Origin of the sequence: Natrinema sp. 1APR25-10V2 (assembly GCF_031626495.1) — an archaeon.
Taxonomy (GTDB): domain Archaea; phylum Halobacteriota; class Halobacteria; order Halobacteriales; family Natrialbaceae; genus Natrinema.
Map to the genome: position 1 here is coordinate 810215 of NZ_JAMQOJ010000001.1, position 19334 is coordinate 829548.

Below are 19334 nucleotides of genomic sequence, written 5' to 3' on the forward strand. Positions count from 1 at the left end.
CCGTGAGTAAACCGAATTATAGTTTCTAGCCGATAATAGGGAAACGTTGAAACGGAGGCGAATGGGATTCTCGCCTATGGACCTGGAGGATATCAACACCATCACAGTTCTGGGTGCGGGAAACATGGGCCACGGTATCACGGAGGTCGCCGCGATGGCGGGCTACGACGTGGTCATGCGCGACATCAAAGACGAGTTCGTCCAGAACGGGTACGACCAGATCGAGTGGTCGCTGAACAAACTCGCCGAGAACGATCAACTCACCGAGGAAGAAGCCGACGCCGCGCTCGAGCGCGTGACGCCAGTCGTCGACATGGAGGAAGCCGTCGCGGACACCGACTTCGTCATCGAGGCCGTCCCCGAGCAGATGGAGATCAAGAAGGACGTCTACGGTGAACTCGAGGAGCACGCTCCCGACCACGCGATCTTCGCGACGAACACGTCGAGTCTCTCAATCACCGATCTCGCCGAGTTCACCGATCGCCCCGAACGGTTCTGCGGGATGCACTTCTTCAACCCGCCGGTTCGGATGCCACTCGTCGAAGTGATTTCGGGTGCCGAAACCGCCGAAGAGACCCTCGCCGTCACGGAGGACCTCGCCGAAGATTTCGATAAGGTGCCGGTCAGAGTCCACAAGGACTCGCCGGGCTTCATCGTCAACCGGATCCTCGTGCCCCTGATGAACGAGGCCTCGTGGCTCGTCAGCACCGACGAGGCGACTATCGCCGAGGTCGACTCCACGACGAAGTACGGGCTGGGACTGCCGATGGGCAGTTTCGAACTCGGCGATCAGGTCGGCAACGACGTGAGCTACCACGTCCTCGAGTACATGAACGAGGTGCTGGGTTCGGCATACGAGCCGGCCCCGCTGCTCGAGGAGAAAGTCGAGAACGAGGAACTCGGCAAGAAGACGGGCGAGGGCTTCTACGACTACGAAGACGGCGAGGGCGCGCAGATACCGACCGATCAGCAGTCCGAGTTCGTCGAGGCACGCCTGCTCGCGACGATTGCCAACGAGGCCGCGAAGCTGATCGGCGGCGACGTCGCGCCGCCCGAATCGATCGACGAGGCGGTGAAACTCGGAGCCGGCTTCCCCGACGGCCCCGTCAGAATGGTCGACGACTACGGGCTCGAGACGCTGTACGAGACCCTCGAGGAGGCCTACGAGGAGACCGGTCACGAGCGGTACGCGCCTGCGGACTACCTCGCGGAGCGTGCCGATGCGGGCGGGTTCTACGAGACCGACGAGGAGTCGGACGAGGCCGACTTCGAGACGATCCGCATCGAGTACCCCGGCGACATGGTCGGACACATCGTCCTCGACCGACCCCACCGGATGAACACCATCAGCGACGACTTGCTCTTGGAGCTCTCGACGGCAATCGAGCTGCTCGAGGACGACGACGACGTGCGCGCGCTCCTCGTCACCGGTGAGGGCGAGCAGGCCTTCTCCGCGGGCGCGGACGTCCAGAGCATGGCGGGCAGCGGTGCCGACCCGCTCGAGGGACAGGAGCTGTCCCGGCTCGGTCAGTCGACGTTCGGCGAACTCGAGGCCTGCGACCTCCCGGTCGTCGCCGGGATCGACGGCTTCTGTCTCGGCGGCGGGATGGAGCTCGCGACGTGTGCCGACCTGCGGATCGCCAGCGAACGCTCGGAGTTCGGCCAGCCGGAGCTGAACCTCGGGCTCATTCCCGGCTGGGGTGGCACACAGCGACTCAAGCACATCGTCGGCGAGGGTCGCGCGAAGGAGATCATCCTCACCGCCGAGCGCTACGACGCCGAGACGATGGCCGACTACGGCTTCGTCAACGAAGTCGTCGAGAACGACGAACTCGTCGACCGCGCCCTCGAGCAGGCGACCGACCTCGCCGGCGGCCCGCCGATCGCACAGCGGTTCACCAAGCGCGCGATGCTCGCCGGCCGCGACGACACCGAGTCCGGGCTCGAGTACGAGGCCTCCGCGTTCGGCCACCTGATGGCGACCGACGACCTGATGGAGGGTATCACGGCGTTCATGGGAGACGAGGAGCCGGAGTTCGAAGGGACGTAGACTCGCCCCTCGTCGGCTGAGTCCGCCGGTCGCGTCCGCCGGCCTCCCCGACCGATCGACGTGGCATCGTTGGCCCTCGTTTATTGACACACTCTGACATTTGGTCGCGAGATTTATCATGGAGAGGTACCATTGGTGACGCGTGGCTGTAACCGATGAAAAGAACGGAGGGGGCACCCAATGACTGACGGGCCCGAAATACTAGTCGTCGACGACGAAGCTCGGCTCGCCGACCTGTTCGCCGCGTGGCTTCAGAGCGAGTGGGACGTCGAAACGGCGTACGACGGGGAGGAAGCGCTCGAGAAGATGGCCGACTCCGTCGAGGTCGTCCTACTGGACCGGCGCATGCCGGGACTCTCCGGTGACGAAGTCCTCGAGGAGATCCGCGACCGGGAACACGATTCGCGGGTCGTCATGGTGACGGCGGTCGATCCGGACTTCGACATCATCGAGATGGGATTCGACGACTACCTCGTGAAGCCGGTCTCGAAGGACGAACTCGTCGAGATGGTCGACGACGTCGCCGATCGGTCGGACTACGAGTCGGATATCCAGGAGTACTACGCTCTCGTCTCGAAGAAAGCACTGCTGGAATCCGAGAAGGCGGACCGCGAACTCGCGGACAACGAGGAGTATCAGGAACTCTGTGAGCACGTCGACGACCTCGAGCAACGAGTCGACGAGACGGTTTCCGGCATGTCCTCCCACGACGACTTCGTCGGTGCGTTTCAGGACCTTCAATCCGAACACTGACCGTCAGTTTCGAACTCGAATCGGGCTCCTCCGCTCTCGCTTTCGGTCGCGCCGACCGACCATCCGTGTCCGGTAGCGACTTCTCTGACGATCCAGAGGCCGATCCCTAACCCTTCCGTCGACGACGAGACCGACGGATCGAACAGCCGCCCCTGTAGTTTCTCGGGGAGTCCCTCGCCGTCGTCTTCGATGAAGAAGCCGCTGCCGTCACCACCTCGTTCGTCCGTTTCGAGCGGGCCGACGCGAACGTGCACGCTCGCGCCGCCGTGTTCGAGGGCGTTGCGGAAGCAGTTCTCGAGCAGTCGCAGGAGTCGCGACCGATCGGCCTCGAGCGTCATCGTAGCCGTCACCGACAGCGTCGCCTTCGGCGTCGAGACGTGGTCCCACGCCTCGCGGACGACCGACTCGAAGTCCACCGACTCGGTGTCGGCCGCCCACTCGCCTTCGCGGGCGATGGTCAGCACGTCCTCGATGATCGTCTCCATCCGGTCGAGTCCCTCGCGTGTCCGTTCGGCGTACTCGGGATTGCCGGTCTCCTCGAGCAGTTCGAGGTAGCCCTGGGCGACCCCCAGCGGGTTGCGGAGGTCGTGGCTGACGATCCGGGCGAAGGCGTCGAGCTGTTCGTTGCGTTCGCGGAGTTCGCGCTCGCGGCGCTTGCGCTCGGTGATGTCGCGCAGGACGCCGACGGAGCCGTGGAACTCCCCGTCGGGAACGAGGATCGCGATCTGGGCCTCGCAGGGGATCCGCTCGCCGGCTTTCGTCTCGAGGGGGAGTTCGAGGGTATCGGTGCTCCCGCCGCGTGTGAGCAGCGAGCGGATGGTGTCCGCGGCGGCGTCGACGTCGTCGTCGTCTAACAGGAGCGAGGCGTGTTCGCCGAGCAGTCCCTCGCGGCTGTAGCCGGTCATCTCGACGAGCGCGTCGTTGACGGTCGTGAAGTGGCCCGTGCTATCGAGGACGTACATTCCGTCACCGGCCGTCTCGACGAGGCGCTCGTATCGGTGCAGCGTCCGCTCCTGTTGCTGGTGTCGGCCGCGCAGGGCGATCGTCTCGAGGACGTGGGATGCGGCCGCGGCGGCCGCTCGAATGGCGTCTCGTTCCGCGTCGGAAAACGACTCCGGCGCGTAGACGACGACGACACCGTACAGTTCGTCGTTCGCCGTAAGCGGTGCGACGGCGACCGATCGAACGCCGTGTTCGAACGCGCGGTCGCCGAACGGGACAGTATCGCGGCTTTCCGCGTCGTAGCGCCGGGTCTGGAGCGTCCCCGTTCGTAGTGCCTGCTCGAGCAGGGGGTGGTCGCCGTCCCCGATCGGAAACGTCTGCTGGAGCGACCACTCGACGGCGTCCGAGTCGGACAGCCACGGCACGACCGCGCGTTCGCCGCGGTCGTATTCGCCGACCCAGGCGAACGAGAACCGATCGTCGGCCGTGAGTTCCTCGCGGAGGATGCGTTCGACGGCGAGCGGCGAGGTGACGTCGACGAGCCGACAGCGGGCGGTACTGACGATCGACGCGAGGTCGTTCGGCAGGTCGTGGACCGACGGGGCGGATCCGTCAGTCGTCACCGCACCGGCAGCGCTCGAGCCGGTGTCGGCTTCGATCTCGGGATCCGGTCCGGCGTCGATTCGATCTGTGACCGCGTTCGCGAGTCGCGTGCTCGGCTCGGCTTCGTCCGCTCGCGCGACGACTTCGCTCAGCACGGCGGCGCCCCCGTCGTCCCCCCAGTGGACGAACGTCGGCGTCGTCGCCGTCTCGGCTTCGACGGTGTCGACGAGTGCTTCCACGTTCGCGACCGTGTTCGCGTCGATGACGACCGCGTCGACCGCCTCCCGCTCGAGTCGGTCGACGGCCTCGGACGATCGCTGTGCGACGACGACGTCGACTGGGGCGTCGGTCAGCGACAGCGTGACGGCCGCGCGCGTCGATCGATCGCTGCTCACACAGAGGACGCGTGGCCGACTCATGGCAGTTGAGTAGTTCCTGAGAGCATCTCCATCGTGGCAGCAGTGGGTTTGCCGATACGAATGCGGCCGACCGGGATTGTTCTTTCGCCCAATTCAACGACTGACTGGTCGCGACCGAGGGCGGGCGGAGAATTGCGACGAGAGCCGGCAGCCGAAAGCAGCGGCCGGACCGGCCGTCTGGTCCCAGCGGCGCTCGCGGAATGGGCGGACGCTCAGGGTGCCTGGCCGTAGATCAGGTTGCGCTGAATTTCGTTCGCTCCCTCGTAGATGACCGGAATCCGGGCGTCGCGGTAGACGCGGGCGATCCGGCGCTCGTCGAGTATCGACCGGCCGCCGTGGAACTGCATGCCCCGTTCGGAGACGTCGACCGCCGTCTCGGTCGCTTTCGTCTTCGCCATCGCGGCCCAGTAGCCCGCGTTCTCCTCGTTGGCGACCTTCTCGCGGGCGCGCCAGGTGAGCGCTCGAGCGCTCTCGAACTCGAGGATCATGTCCGCGAGCCCGTGCTGGACGGCCTGGAAGTCGCTGATCGTCCGGCCGAACTCCTCGCGGTCGTGGGTGAACTCCCAGGCCTCCTCGATGGCGGCCGCGGCGATGCCGAGGCCGTGACCGGCGACTGCGATGCGGCCGTGGTTGAAGAAGTCCGCGAGCATGAAGAAGCCGTTCCCCTCTTTTCCGATCAGGTTCTCCGCGGGGATTCGGCAGTCCTCGAACTCGATGTGGGCCTGCTTCGAGGCGCGCATCGCCATCTTCTCCGGGATGTGTTCGGCCTCGTAGCCGTCGGTGTCCGTCGGGACGATGAACATCGAGTGGTTGCCGTAGGGGTTCTCTTCGTCGTCGCCGGTCCGCGCGTAGAGCGTGATCCAGTCGGCCTCGACGCCGTTGCCGATCCAGTACTTCTCGCCGTTGATCACCCACTCGTCGCCGTCTCTCTCCGCGCGAGTTTGCATTCCCGAAAGGTCGCTGCCGGTATCGGGTTCGGACACGGCGAGGCCGGAGCGCTGCTCGCCCTCCGCGACCGGCCGGATGTACTCCTCGCACTGCTCGTCGGTGCCGTACTCGTAGGTGATCTCGCAGCCGAAACTCGCCAGCTGGAGTGTCAGCGCGATTCCGGCGTCCGCCCGGTAGAACTCCTCGGTCATCGCGAGCAGTTGTGCGAGATCCAACCCTCTGCCGCCCCACTCCTCGGGAATGTCCTGGGCCACCAGGTTCGCCTCGCGGCCCGCCTCGAGGATCTCCTCGGGGTACTCGCCCGCCTGAAAGTACTCCTGAGCGTTCGGTTGGATGTGCTCGCGGGCGAACTCGCGGGCCTCGGCCTTGACGCCCCGCGCGTGTTCGGGGACGATGCTGTCGTCGAGTAACTCCATACCGTGTGGAACGGCCGCACGGGGCAAATAATCGCGGTCGAACAATGCAACCTGAGAAATCGGCCGCTCCGACGCGATTCGATCGTACTGTCGCCGGCAGAGCACTCGCCGCCCGACTCCCCTAGCCGAGCATCCGCGCGAGGTCGTCGATCGAGGCGGCTGCCTCCGCGTGATCGGGAAGCAGGTAGCGATCCCAGACGAGATCAGCCAGAAGGTGTACGTAGAGGACGGCACCGGTTAGAATCGCGAGCGGGACGGTGACGAGGGCGAGCACCGGGACGACGACGCCGCCGATCACGACGTGGCTCAGTAGCCTAGAGAGGACGCCGACGTCGCCGGTCTCGAAGATCCGCGACTGGTCGGCGACCGCCGCGCCGGGATTCGCGAGGCAGAAGCGGACGGCGTCCCAGCCGCCGGTCTTGAGGCGAGCGATGAGGAAGTGATCGAAGTCGATGCAGACGCCGACGGCGGTCCCGTAGGCGACGACGGCCACGGCGGGGACCGAGTAGCCGCCGAGGGTGACTGGCGGAAGCAGATAGACGAGGGTCGCTGCGACGACGAGCGAGATGACCGCGTGATGTTTCGAGTAAATCGAGACTCACCTACCGAAGACGATCACGTCGATCGGTTAAATCGTTCCGCCGGCGTTCGCTCGCGCGCCCGACGCGGCCCCTTCGCTCGCGTCCGCTATCCCGCAAAGCCCGACAGCAGCCACTCGTCGCCGTCGCTCTCGTCGTCCGCGATGCTCGGCGCGCTGACGAGGACGAACGCGCTCTCGCTGTCGCCGTTGCGGATCTGGCGGGTCGACTCGGGCGGGATCCACAGCGCGTCGCCGGCTTCCATCGCCACCGGTTCCTCGTCGACGACGACCGTCGCCTTCCCCTCGATGAGCACGTAGATTTCCTCGTGCTCGTTGTCGGTGTGGTCGTGTGGCTTGCTGTTCCAGCCGGGATCGCAGCGGGCTACCGTCACCCCGACCTGCTCGGTCTCGAGCGGATCGCTGAGAAAGTGCATCGCGCTCGAGACCTGCTCGACCTCCTCGTAGTTGACCTTCCGGTATGTCATGGGTACCCATTGGAGAGGACGACAGTAAAACTACGCGTTCCCTCTCGGTCCGTGCTATTTCCGCGGTGAACCGCGTCGATTCTCGAACTTTTCTGGTGCGACCGAGACGTTACGACTGTGCAAGCGGATCGAAGCTGTCGACCGGGATGACGGAGTAATCGACGGTCAGCGCGTCCTTGGTCGCTCGGATCTTCCCGACGAACGCGGAGATCTCCTCGAGTTCGCCCTCGAGGACGAACAGCTCCATACAGTAGTGATCGCCGACGTGGCTGTGGAAGTTCGAGGCGACGAGGTCCTCGTGTTCGTGGCGCAGGTGCATCATCCGCTCCTCGACGCTCGTGGTTTCGTAGTCGAACAACACCGTGACGATCCCCATCAGATCGCGGTCCTCGAGTCGCGTGTCCTCGAACTCCCCGAGGAGGTTACGAGAGGCTTCCCTGACGACTTCACTCCGACCAGTGTACCCGTGCTCGTCGGCGAACTGGTCGAGTCGTTCCAACAGTTCGTCCGGCATCGAGACGCTGACGACGGCCATGTAATAACTTTCCCCGACTGATCTATTAAGGCTTATTATCAGCTTCCCCGTCGCCGGTCGCCACCGCCGGACGGCGTCCGCTCGAGCGGCCTCGACGGGCTCGATCCGGCCGCGTTCGAGTGGGTCGTCTAGACGTGGTCTCTCGGCATGAGGTCCGCGAAGTCCTGTGCCGCGAGCCACTCGCAGAGCTGGACGAGCTGGTCGCTCGCGGCCTCGAACAGCTGCTCCCCTTTGTCGGCCGTCGCGTCCGTCTGGTCACCTAACACTCCGTTTTCCGTGTTGTCCGCGGCGTCGTAGAACGTTCGCGAGCCGTGTTTGACCGTGTCGGCGTCGGCGACGCTCGGGACGCCGGTATCACGGGCCTCCTCGAGTCGATCCTCGTGGACCAGCTCCGGCTCGAGGTACTGGATCATCGCGGTCTCCTTCGGGCCGCCGTGAGGGCCGTTTTGCTCGAAGAGGTCGTCGACGAGGTCAGGAATCGAGTCGTTCCACATCCACTCGATGGCGTAGGCGACCTCGTCCTGTCGGAGCCGTGCGCCGACCTCCCGCAGGTGGGAGATATTGCCGCCGTGGGCGTTGACGTAGATGACGCGGTCGATTCCGTGAGACGTGAGGTTTCGCGTCAGCGACTCCATGTACTGGCGAAATTCCGGCGGATCGACCCACATCGTTCCGTGAAACTGCCGGTGGTGCCCGCTGACCCCGACGTTGATCGTCGGCGTACAGAGGTAGCCGGTCCGATCCGCCGCTTCGCGCGCGAACGCCTCCGCGATCAGGTGGTCGGTCGCCTCCGGTAAGTGCGGACCGTGCTGTTCCGTCGAGCCGAGCGGCACGAGCGCGAGCGATTCCGACTCGAAGTACGACTCGAGGTCCGGCCAGGCTTCGTCGCCGAGGTACATGATATGCTATCGTGACCGGACGCTCAATAGCGTACTGGGTGAACCCGGTGTCGGAACGGGTCCCACCGTGATCGCGCGAGACGCGTCGAGCGGTACGCCGATCGTCAGTTGGCAAAACGCGGTCGCACGAGGGCGCTCCGTCGATGAGGCCGGCCGGTAATACAGTGTTACCGATTTCAGATATCATGCGAGATCGTGCTGAAATATTATCAGCATAGGAACGCAGATACAGAGGATAGAAAGCCAGATTTCGCAATCTCCGCCAATCATGTTTCGAGACGATGCTTGTTCAGCCACACCTCCCGACGATCGGTGTCGATTTCGGAAGATTGGCGGTGTCGGCCACTCGAGTCTACGCCGAACTGCGGGCCACTCGCGTCCGACAGGCGAGTATCGGTGTCCTGTACGGAGTGATGCCGACGGTGTGCTATGAGTGAAACTTGACACGCTTGGTCGGCTGTCGGAGAACAGAATCCGCAGCCGACAAATGGTCGTCATCTGCTGGCGCCCATGGCCGATCACAAGACGAGTTTATCGCCAGCCGTGGCGGGGGTCGAGGGGTGATCGGCGTCGGTTTGGGACACCGAGTCAATCGAAATTCATATTTGCCACTCACGGTACAACCGCCGCGCAATTCGCCGTAACGGACAGTTCAACCGTTACGCCGTCACAGGGCGAGAACTGTTTGTTTCGTGGATAAGTGATACCCACACAATTACGAAAAGCGATGGCCGGCAACGAGTATCTGCACATGGTACAGGCATTCCCCGCCCAACAGGCACAGGTTCCCGACTGGCTGCAGGACCCGCTCGCGGAGCTGATAACCTTCGTTCCGCGCCTCGTCGGCGCGCTAGTGATCCTCGCCATCGGCTGGATCATCGGCCGGCTGGCGGGACGGATCGTCCGCCGGATCGCCGACGGCGTCGAACTCGACCGAATGGTCCTCGAGACGCCGATCGGACGCATCCTCGGTGGCACCGAACAGGCCGTCTCGAGCGCGTTCGGCAAGCTCGCGAAATGGTTCGTCTACGCGCTCGCGATACTCGCGGCCGCGAACGCGCTCGCGATATCGGCGCTCTCCGAGTGGATTTCGACGGCGGTGTCGTACCTGCCGGCCTTCGTCGCCGGACTGGCGGTCATCGTCCTCGGATTCGTCGTGGCCGACTTCATCGGTGACGCGATCGAGCGGACTCGCGCGGCGACCCAGACCGCCTATACGACCTGGTTCGCTACCGGCGCGCGGATGTTCCTCTACTTCACGGCGATCGTCATCGGCCTCGACACGATGGGGATCGACGTCGGCATCCTCTACGTGTTCGCACGAGCGCTCGCGTGGGGTCTTGGCGCAGCCATCGCCATCGGCGTCGGCGTCGCGTTCGGCTGGGGCGGCAAGGACTACGTCGCCGAGAACATCAGCGGTTGGATGGGGCGAACGAGCGAAGTCGCGCCGTCCGAGCGACGCTCGAGCGGCCAGTCGACCGACGACGACTAACCGCTCAGTCGGCCGTCGAGCGGACGCCCTCCGGTTCGGACGGCCGGTCCCGGGGAAAGAGCGGCTTTACCGGGACCACGATGTCAGACCTGACGAGTCGGCCGTCTCGCGGTCGCATTTTTTCGAGGTGCGCCAGCGAGTGGGTCTCGGCGTACCCCGATTCGATCCGTTCGATGGTCGACTCGAGGGCGTCGAGGTCGACCTGTTCGATCGGCACGCGGTCCGTGACAACCGTGACGCTACGCCGCCGGGCGTAGACGTCGAGTCGCCCCTCGAAGGCGACCTCGAGGTCTGCGATCCACTCGTGGATGCGGCCGATCGTCGGCCGCTCGGGCGCCGTCGGGAAGGTGACCGACAGCTGGCACTGTTCGGGACGGTTCCGCACGTATCGACCCCAGAGTCGGCGCGCAAATCGCACACCGTCGTTGTCAGGTAGTCGGGAAACGATGCGCCTCGCTCGCCTCGCCGCGGCCGCCACGCCGCGTCGGGTGTCCGTGTCGGAACCGGATCGATCGCGTTCCCCCATTCGTTCTCACTGTCGTCTTACCGGCACCGGTAATACATCCTTTGTTGTTCGGTCCCGACAGACTCCATCGGCTCGACGCATCGACGGTTCGCGAGCGTTTTGTACAATGCGATACTACCGGGGAGCAGCATGCCACGGACAGGGCTCAGCCCATCGGTTCCGCGCCTCGTCGGCGGCGTCGTGCTCGTCGCCGCCGGCGTCACGGTTAACGCCGGCTTTGACTCTCCGCTTCGAATGCTGCCCGCACTTCTCCTGATCGCGGTCGGTATCGCCAGCGTCACGAGCACGGCGCGAGAGCACGGCCCGGGTCGGCTCCGAAACGGTGCGAAACGATGGTGGCTCCTCGCGCTCGCGGCGTTCGTCCCCTACGGGCTCGCGACCGCTCCCGACACCGAGTCGGCGGCCGCCGTCGGCGACGCGTTCGCCGGCCCGGTCGTCGGCACCGCCCTCGAGGCGGTCGCCGGTGCGATGGTACTCTGTGCGGTTTCGATGACGGTACTGTACGGATTCGCCCGCTACGGGATCCACCCCGGCCGCCCGACGCCCGAAGAGCGCGTCCTGACTGACCGAACGGACGACTAACTCGCCAGCTGGAGCCGCCGGTGTCGACTCTCGCACGATCAGTTCGGGACTGGGCGTTTCGAGACGACGGGCAACGTGGTCCTTATCCGTTTGAGTACCCTCCGTCTTCCAATGACCGAACGGGCGGAATCGACCGCGCACGACTCCATGGGCGACGGTGACGGTCGCGCGACACACCGGTGGTACCAGACGCTCGTCGACACCGTTGCGGGCGGCGTCTTCCGGCTGGACGCCGACGACCGCATCGTCGCGATCGACGATACCCTTCTCGAGTTGGCGGGCCACGATCGCGAAACGCTCCGCGGCGAACACGTTTCGCGGCTCGTCGGGGGCTCGGACGCCGAGAAGCTCGTCCCGACCGACGGCACCGACCGCCGAACCGAATCCGATTCCGGCGTAACCCCGACCACCTCGCTCGAGCGGCCGATTCGGACGGCGACCGGCGAGACGGTCCCCTGCGAACTCCGGCTCGGTGCGGTGCCGGCCGACGACGGACCAGTGGGGACGGTCGGCATCGTTCGAGCGCTCGAGTCGGGCGAGTCGGCAGCGGACGCGGCGATGGACCGATCGATCGACTCAGCAGCAGACGGAGCGTCGGAGCCGAGGCCGCCGTTCGACCCGATCACCGCCGCGCTCGAGGAGGCCGACGTGGGCGTCTTCGTCCTCGACGACGAGTTCGACGTGGCGTGGATCAACACCGCCATCGAACGGTACTTCGGCCTCGAAGAAACCGACGTCGTCGGGCGGGACAAACGGGAACTGATCGAGGAGACGATCCGCGAGCGCGTCGCCGAGCCCGATCGATTCGTCGAGATCGTCGGCGCGACCTACGACGACAACAGCAGTAGCGAACGGTTCGAGTGTCACGTCACGCCGGACGGCAACCGCGCGGAACGCTGGCTCGAGCACCGGAGCAAGCCGATCGACGCCGGCCCCTACGCGGGCGGCCGCATCGAACTCTACTACGACGTCACCGAGCAACACCGGCGCGCATACCAGCTCCGACGGTTGAACGAGGCCGTCCGCGAGTGGCTCGGCTCCAGCAGCCGGGAGGCGGTCGCCGAGCAGGCCTGCCGGCACCTCTTCGACATCCTCGACCTCGAGATCAACGGCGTCTTCCTCCACGATCCCGAGGCGGACGTACTCGAACCGGTCGCCTGGTCCGAGCCGGCCGCGGCGCTCTTCGACGAGATTCCGACGTTCGCAGCCGAGGAGGGAATCGCCTGGTGCGTCTTCGAGACCGGTGAGCCGGCGACCTACGACGACATCACGGGAGACTCGAACATTTACAACCCCGAGACCCCGATCCGGAGCGAGATCTGCCTCCCGATCGGCGACCACGGCATCGTCATGATCGGCTCCGAGGACCGCGGCGCGTTCGACGACGGCGACCTCTCGCTCGCGAAGATCGTCGCCTCGAGCCTCGAAGTGACCTTCGACCGGATCGATCACGAGCGGACCCTCGAGCGCGAGCGGGGCCAGACGGCGAAGCTCCTCCAGACCGCCCCGGTCGCGATCTCGGTCGAGGACGCCGACGGCGAGCCGGTGCTAGCGAACCGTCACGCACAGACGATGTTCGGCCTCGGGCACCGCGACCCGCTCGGCGAGACCGAACTGCTCGCCGAACTCGACGTCCGCGACGCCGACGGCGAGCCCGTCCCACCCGAAGACGGTCCCTCGGCGCGCGTCAGGGCGACCGGTGAGGCGGTCGCGAACGAGGAACTCGAGATACAGGGGCCGACTGGCGAGCGACGGTGGTTCTCGATCACTGCTGTCCCCGTGTTCGGCCCCGACGGCTCGCTCGAGCGGGTCGTCTCCGCCGGCGAGGACGTGACGACGCTCAAAGAGCAGGAACGCCGCCTCGAGCGCCGCAAACACGAACTCGAGACCGAGCTCAGCGAGATCCTCGGCCGCGTCTCGGACGCGTTCTACGCGCTCGACGACGAGTGGCGGTTCACGCACGTCAACGATCGGGCCGCCGAGCTGCTCGGCTACGAGCCGGGCGAGCTCGTCGGCGAGAACATCTGGGAGACGTTCTCCAGCGGAACGCGATCCGACCTCCGCGAGCGCTACCGCGAGGCGATGGCGACCCAGCGTCCCGTCACGTGGGAGCGTTACTCCGAGTCGCTCGAAATCTGGATGGAGATTCAGGCCTACCCCTCCGAGACCGGGTTGTCGGTCTACTTCCGGGACATCTCCGATCGGAAGCGACGCGAGCGGCAACTCGAGCAGTACGAACGGATCATCGAAACCGTCGAGGACGGGATCTACGTGCTCGACGAGAACGGCCGGTTCACAGCCGTCAACGACGCGTACGTCGACCTGACCGGCTACGATCGCGACGAGTTGCTCGGCTCCCACGGGTCGCTGGTCGTCGACGAGCAGGTGATGGAACTCGCCCGGCTGGTCGCCGCCGACGAGAGCGACGTGCCGACGATCGAGACGGAACTCGAGACGAACGGCGGCGACCGCGTCCCGGTCGAGGCGACCGTGACTTCGATCACGGTGGACGGGACCGGTCGCGAGCGGATCGGCGTCGTCCGGGACGTCACCGAACGGAAGGAAAGACAGCGGAAACTCGAGGCGAGCGAGCAGCGCTACCGCACCCTCGCCGAGAACTTCCCGAACGGCGTCGTCGCGCTGTTCGACGACGACCTTCGGTACACGGCCGCCGGCGGGCAGCTCCTCGGCGACCTCGGGATCGACCGGGAGACCACGATCGGACAGACGATCTACGAGCGGTACCCCGACGAGCTGGTCGCCGAGATCGAACCCCACTTCCGCGCCGCGCTCGAGGGCGACGAGCGCACGTTCGACGTGAGCTATTACAACCGCGAACTGCGCGCCCACACCCTTCCCGTTCGGACCGGCGACACGGTCACTGCGGGCATGCTCGTCATTCAGGACATCACCGAGCGCACGGAGTACCAGCGCAAACTCGAGGAGTCGAACGAACGCCTCGAGCAGTTCGCCTACGTGGCTTCCCACGACCTCCAGGAGCCCCTGCGGATGGTCATCAGCTACCTCCAGTTGCTCGAAGACCGATACGAGGACGACCTCGATTCCGACGGCGAAGAGTTCATCGCGTTCGCGGTCGACGGGGCCGAGCGCATGCGCGAGATGATCGACGGCCTCCTCGAGTACTCTCGCGTCGAGACGCAGGGTGACCCCTTCGAGCCGCTCGATCTCGAGGGGGTTATCGCGGACGTCCGCGATGATCTTCAGGTCCAGATCGACGAGCGAGACGCTGACATCACCGTCGAGCCGCTCCCCCGCGTCGAGGGGGATGCGAGCCAACTTCGGCAGGTGTTTCAGAACCTGCTGTCGAACGCGATCGCGTACAGCGGCGACGAGCCGCCGCGGGTCCACGTGAGCGCCGACCGGACCGACGACATGTGGGAGATTTCGGTCCGCGACGAGGGAATCGGCATCGAACCCGACGATCAGGAGCGGATCTTTCGGGTGTTTCAGCGGCTCCACGGTCCGGACGAGCACTCGGGAACAGGAATCGGCCTGGCGCTGTGCAAGCGGATCGTCGAGCGCCACGGCGGTGACATCCGGGTCGACTCGGAGCCCGGCGAGGGCGCGACGTTCTCGGTTACGATCCCAGCGGTCGACGATGAATCGTAACCCGCGAACGCGATCCGATTTAACGGTGAAAAACGGCAAACCTGCTTCCGTAGGTTTATTGGTTTCACTATCACTTGTCAAACTGCCCGTGGGGTTGCCATCGAAACCACACCACCTACCGACCCCATGGGCGATACGTTCTAACCGCTAGCTGCGTCCATGACGGTGACCCAGTGAAGACGCGAGAGCCGCGACTGACCCGGTCGCAGCGAACGGCTCGGCACGTCGGAAAACCCGACCAGAGACCGACGTTGGACGAGATCCCTGAGCGGAACGAGGGGTGATATCTTGGTGTCGGAACCCCAATCGTGGCAACGACCGGCGCTCTTCCCCTCGCGATCACTGTATTGGCGTCCGCTTCAATAGGGCTATCGGCCACACACGTTGTCTCGACGAGCGCGTTTCGGCGTCACTCTATCGGGCCGTCCTCCGTCGAAAACGTCCGTTTCAGTTTACACCAAGCTTATGCCGATCCCCTCGAGAGATCGATGACATCTAGCGCGAACGATGCATCGACGACTCCCCTCTTTCGGCTCCGACGACCGGTTCACCGCCGCCCTCGACTGGCTCTCCGGCGCGATCGCACGCCGGTTCGCAGTGGACCGGCGAGCGCTCGCAGCGTTTCGGATCGCGCTCGGACTCCTGTTGCTCGCCGACCTCGCGCTCCGCTCGCGGAACCTCAAGGCGTTCTACACGGACGCGGGCGTCCTTCCGCGCTCGGCGCTGTACTCGGATTACGGCGCCGTCTACTCGCTACACGCCGTCTCCGGCGAGGCGTGGGCGATCGGCCTGCTGTTCGTCGTCGCCGCCGGCTTCGCCGCCGCGATGGTCGTCGGCTATCGAACGCGGCTGGCGACGGTCTGCTCGTGGCTGTTGCTCGTCTCGCTGCACGTCCGCAATCCGATGGTCCTCAACGGCGGCGACGTACTGTTCCGGATGCTGCTCTTCTGGGCGATGTTCCTCCCACTCGGGGAACGGTGGGCGATCGACGCCGATCACACAGATCGGGCTCGAGCGACCGTCTCGAACGTCGCCACGATGGCGTTGCTCTGTCAGGTCGTCGCGATGTACGTGGTAAACGCCCTCCACAAGACGGAGGGGGAGATGTGGCTGAACGGGGAGGCGGTCGTCTACGTCTTCAGCCTCGACTACCAGTTCACGTACCTGCTGGGCAACGCCCTCGCCGAGTACCACGACCTCCTATCGATCATGACGTACGTGTGGATCGCGCTGGTCGTCTGCTCACCGCTGTTGCTCGTTCTAACCGGTCTCCCCCGAGCGGCGCTGGCGTCGGCGTTCGTCGGCATGCACCTCGGGATGTTGCTGACGATGCGCATCGGCCTCTTTCCGCTGGTCGTCGTCGCTGCCTTCGTTCCGTTCTACCCACCCGTCGTCTGGAACGGCGCGAGCGCGCTGGCGGCTCGAGCCGGCCTCGCGGAGCCGGCCGGTCGCTGGGGAAGACGGCTCGCGACCGCCGTTCCCGACGGTCCCGACTCGAGAAGCGACGCGCTCGCTGCACCTGTGCCGACCTCACGAGAGATCCGCTCGGCCGTCGCCGACGCCCGCAAGCGCAGCCGGACGCTGTTCACGACGGCGCTGCCGGCGGTGTTCCTCGTCCTCGTCGTCCTCTCGAACGCCCAGGCGGTCGGGTATACGCAGGTGCCCGACCCCGGCGAGTCGGCCCTCGAGGCGGCCCAGGCCGAACAGCACTGGCGCATGTTCGCGCCCGAGCCGCTACAGACCGACGGCTGGTACGTCGTCCCGGCCACCCTCGAGAACGGATCGACGGTCGACGCCATGTACGAGTCGGAGGTGAGCTGGGAACCGCCGCCGAGCGAAACTGCCGTCTACCCTAACTCCCGCTGGCGAAAGTACCTCTCGAACGTCTACGGGGCCGACAACGAGAACCACCAGTCGTACCTGTCGAACTACCTCTGCCAGCGCTGGAACGGGAGCCACGAGACCGACATCGAGGAACTCGAACTCTACTACGTCCGACAGTCCTCGCAGCCGTACAACGAGACCGAGCCGACCAGCGAGATCATGATCCAGCAGTACGACTGCGGCGGCGACTTCGTCCAGTAGGCCGCCGGCGACTATCCGCTGGGCAAACCAGGGCCGTCGTTGGCTACGAGCCCGTTTCAGTCCCGCGGACCGTCACCGTCCGCTCGGCCGTCCGATCTTCCGTTTCGACCCGGACGGGGAACGACTGGTCGTTCGCGACGAGGGCCGTCTCGAACTCGAGGTCGACGGTTTCGGACCCGCCACCGTCGATCGAAACGTGTCGCGTGTCCGCCAGCGTCGGATCGTGGCCGACGATCAGTTCGAGTGCCCGCGTGACCGACCGATCGCCGGCGTTCTCGAGGGTCGCCGTCACCTCGAGTACGTCGCCGGCGTCGACGGGGTCGTTCGTTGCCGTAATCGAGACGCTCACGCCGGCATCGGCGCTGGCACCGCTTTCGGCGCCCCCGACCGTCCAGACCGTCTCCGACGTGAACGTCCCGTCGTTGGCGATCACCCAGGCGACGATCGGACAGCTCTGCGGGAGCCCGCCCTCCACCGACAGGAACGCGGTATCCGTCGCGCCCGAGACCTCTGAGACGCCGAGGAGGCGGTCGACCTGACTGACCCACCAGACGACGCGATCCAGCGCCCCGTCGGGATCGGCGACGTCGATCTCGAGGTCGGTCGTTCCTTCGGGATCGATCGGCAGCGAACCACGGGCCGGTCGAGCACCTTCGATCGTCGGCGACGCGTGTCCGTCTGGAGTCACAGTTACCGTCCAGTCGGCCCGGTAGGTGCCGTCGTCGGTCTCGACGCCGGCAGTGATCTCGTGGCTCCCCTCGGCGTCGGCGGTGTACTGCCGGTAGTGGGCGTTTCGCTCCGCGTAGTAGATCGACTGCCAGGGCGCGGCCGTCGATTCGCCGACGGACTCGCCGTCGACCCACCAGGCGGTGGTCTGGGACGCGTCGGGGTCGACGGCACCGGCCTCGAGGAAGACCGACGTTCCCGGCTGCACCGCGATCTCGGCGTTCGGGCGTGTCAGCCCGTCGTCGAGTTCGTCGACGCCGCGGACGGTCACCGCCCGCTCGGCCGAATCGCCCGCCGCTTCGACGCGAACCGTGGCCTCGCGATCGTCGGCGGCGGGTTCGACGCGATAGCTCGCGGGGAACGGCCGTCTCGTCTCCCCGGGCTCGAGCGTCAACGTGACGTTGCCGATCGACTCGCCGCCGACGAAGTACTCGACGGTCGGGCGCGCCGTTCGATCCGTCACGTTCTCGAGTTCGGCGGTTACCTCGAGCAGTCCCGCGCCCGGGACGGGATCGGTCGCGTCGGCGATCCGAACGTGGACACCCGAGCCGTCGGAGATCGGTTCCGGTCCACCGCTCCGGGACGCTCGCTCCGTGCCGTCGCCCCGGGAACGGACGTGACCGTACCCAACGGGAACGATACTACTCGCCGCGGCCCCTCGCAACAGCGTCCGCCGGTTTACCATTCGTGCTCGGAAACCGGAATTCCGGGTAAAAAGCAGTGTTACCGTTTCGACGAGAAAACGGACGATTTGTCGCGTCTGGCGCACCTTGAAACTGCGGCTGTTTTCGCCCCTCCCGTTGGATCTGAGTGGTATCGCGGATCGCGATCGGCCGCCGCAGCGACGCCGTCGTCGCCTGCGTGGCCTGTACGCGGTCCCTACTCCTTCCGTTTCGCGACGCGCCCCTCGCTCGTCACGGCGTCGACGTGGACGTGAACCCGGCCCGCGTCGGTCTCGAGCGGGACGATCCACGACGCGCTGGTCCGATGGGGGTCCTCGAGTACGCTTACGTCGTCGTACCCCTCTTGCTCGGCGGTCTGGCGGGCGATCCGTGCGGCCTCGTCGGCGTCCTCGATCCGGATCTCGTCGGTCAGGCGGACGGTGACGACCGGCACGTCGGCCATCCGGACGATCCGTTCGGTGACGCTGCCGACCAGCACCCGGTCGAGCCCCGTTCGACCTTGGGTTCCCATGACGATCATGTCGATCCCGTGGTCGTCGGCGTACGCGAGGATCTGCTCGTGTGGGACACCCTGTTCGACGGCCGTCACGACGTCGACGCCCTCTCGGCTCGCTTCGGTCTCGATCCGCTCGACCGCGCGTTCGGCCGCCGGAATCGCTTCGTCGGTCTGGAGCGTGCCCAGTGGCCCCTCGGGAACGACCGACAGCGCGTGGATCGTCGCGTCGAAGCGATCCGCGATCGTCACCCCGTGGTTGAGCGACCGCCGCGTGCCGTCGCTCCCGTCAGTCGGCACGAGAATATCCTGATACATCGATATCGCGTGGCTAGGGAACGCTTCCGTAAATACCCTCGAGTCGGTGTCTAGTCGCCACCCAGTATAACACTGCTGTCAGGAACGATGAAGCGGAAAGCGAATTATCGCTGGAAAGAAATCCTCCCGCCGTACCCGAACGATGTAAATCTTTTTTACGGTACGCGCG

General features: G+C 65.7%; 15 protein-coding genes. 6 read left to right on the top strand and 9 right to left on the bottom strand.

Annotation, left to right across the window (positions count from 1 at the left end):
• The first annotated feature begins 76 nt into the window (after positions 1 to 76).
• Both NDO75_RS04180 and NDO75_RS04185 read left to right on the top strand, forming a co-directional pair.
• Positions 77 to 2050 (top strand): 3-hydroxyacyl-CoA dehydrogenase NAD-binding domain-containing protein, encoded by a 1974-nt coding sequence (locus NDO75_RS04180; protein WP_310904837.1) that lies wholly within the window; start codon positions 77 to 79, stop codon positions 2048 to 2050.
• A 180-nt stretch (positions 2051 to 2230) separates the two neighbouring features.
• Positions 2231 to 2803 carry a HalX domain-containing protein gene (locus tag NDO75_RS04185; protein ID WP_310904838.1) on the top strand — a complete coding sequence of 191 codons (573 nt, stop codon included), beginning with the start codon at positions 2231 to 2233 and terminating at the stop codon, positions 2801 to 2803.
• Here NDO75_RS04185 and NDO75_RS04190 read toward each other — a convergent pair.
• The 6 genes from NDO75_RS04190 to NDO75_RS04215 form a co-directional block, all read right to left on the bottom strand.
• Positions 2788 to 4767 (bottom strand): PAS domain S-box protein, encoded by a 1980-nt coding sequence (locus NDO75_RS04190; protein ID WP_310904839.1) that lies wholly within the window; start codon positions 4765 to 4767, stop codon positions 2788 to 2790. The two genes, NDO75_RS04185 and NDO75_RS04190, sit on opposite strands and share 16 nt — an antisense overlap.
• 212 nt (positions 4768 to 4979) lie before the next feature.
• Positions 4980 to 6131, bottom strand: a complete 1152-nt coding sequence (locus NDO75_RS04195) for an acyl-CoA dehydrogenase family protein (RefSeq protein ID WP_310904840.1) — start codon at positions 6129 to 6131, stop codon at positions 4980 to 4982.
• A 121-nt stretch (positions 6132 to 6252) separates the two neighbouring features.
• The gene (locus tag NDO75_RS04200) at positions 6253 to 6699 is read right to left on the bottom strand and encodes a hypothetical protein (protein WP_310905175.1); all 447 of its coding nucleotides are present in this window, start codon (positions 6697 to 6699) and stop codon (positions 6253 to 6255) included.
• Positions 6700 to 6818: 119 nt separating this feature from the next.
• Positions 6819 to 7196 carry a cupin domain-containing protein gene (locus NDO75_RS04205; RefSeq protein ID WP_310904841.1) on the bottom strand — a complete coding sequence of 126 codons (378 nt, stop codon included), beginning with the start codon at positions 7194 to 7196 and terminating at the stop codon, positions 6819 to 6821.
• A gap of 109 nt (positions 7197 to 7305) precedes the next feature.
• Positions 7306 to 7731 carry a nickel-responsive transcriptional regulator NikR gene (nikR, locus tag NDO75_RS04210; protein WP_254763515.1) on the bottom strand — a complete coding sequence of 142 codons (426 nt, stop codon included), beginning with the start codon at positions 7729 to 7731 and terminating at the stop codon, positions 7306 to 7308.
• Between the two features lie 128 nt (positions 7732 to 7859).
• A complete protein-coding gene (locus tag NDO75_RS04215; protein ID WP_310904842.1) occupies positions 7860 to 8630 on the bottom strand; it encodes a creatininase family protein in 771 nt (256 codons plus the stop codon).
• Positions 8631 to 9381: 751 nt separating this feature from the next.
• On the opposite strand from NDO75_RS04215, the gene NDO75_RS04220 reads away from it, so the two are divergent.
• The gene (locus NDO75_RS04220) at positions 9382 to 10122 is read left to right on the top strand and encodes a hypothetical protein (RefSeq protein WP_310904843.1); all 741 of its coding nucleotides are present in this window, start codon (positions 9382 to 9384) and stop codon (positions 10120 to 10122) included.
• A gap of 4 nt (positions 10123 to 10126) precedes the next feature.
• On the opposite strand, the gene NDO75_RS04225 is transcribed toward NDO75_RS04220, so the two are convergent.
• A complete protein-coding gene (locus tag NDO75_RS04225) occupies positions 10127 to 10507 on the bottom strand; it encodes a hypothetical protein (RefSeq protein WP_310904844.1) in 381 nt (126 codons plus the stop codon).
• Positions 10508 to 10777: 270 nt separating this feature from the next.
• Here NDO75_RS04225 and NDO75_RS04230 point away from each other — a divergent pair, with 270 nt between their 5' ends.
• From NDO75_RS04230 to NDO75_RS04240, 3 genes are all read left to right on the top strand, one after another.
• On the top strand, positions 10778 to 11230 hold the full coding sequence (locus tag NDO75_RS04230) for a hypothetical protein (protein WP_310904845.1): 453 nt from the start codon (positions 10778 to 10780) through the stop codon (positions 11228 to 11230).
• Between the two features lie 111 nt (positions 11231 to 11341).
• Complete coding sequence (locus tag NDO75_RS04235) at positions 11342 to 14860, top strand: PAS domain S-box protein (protein WP_310904846.1); 3519 nt, start codon at positions 11342 to 11344, stop codon at positions 14858 to 14860.
• Positions 14861 to 15367: 507 nt separating this feature from the next.
• Positions 15368 to 16945: an HTTM domain-containing protein gene (locus NDO75_RS04240; protein ID WP_310904847.1), complete on the top strand. Its 1578-nt coding sequence runs from the start codon at positions 15368 to 15370 to the stop codon at positions 16943 to 16945.
• Between the two features lie 43 nt (positions 16946 to 16988).
• Here NDO75_RS04240 and NDO75_RS04245 read toward each other — a convergent pair whose 3' ends face one another.
• The gene (locus NDO75_RS04245) at positions 16989 to 18356 is read right to left on the bottom strand and encodes a hypothetical protein (RefSeq protein WP_310904848.1); all 1368 of its coding nucleotides are present in this window, start codon (positions 18354 to 18356) and stop codon (positions 16989 to 16991) included.
• Positions 18357 to 18550: 194 nt separating this feature from the next.
• Positions 18551 to 19165 carry a universal stress protein gene (locus NDO75_RS04250; protein ID WP_310904849.1) on the bottom strand — a complete coding sequence of 205 codons (615 nt, stop codon included), beginning with the start codon at positions 19163 to 19165 and terminating at the stop codon, positions 18551 to 18553.
• Between the last annotated feature and the right edge of the window lie 169 nt (positions 19166 to 19334).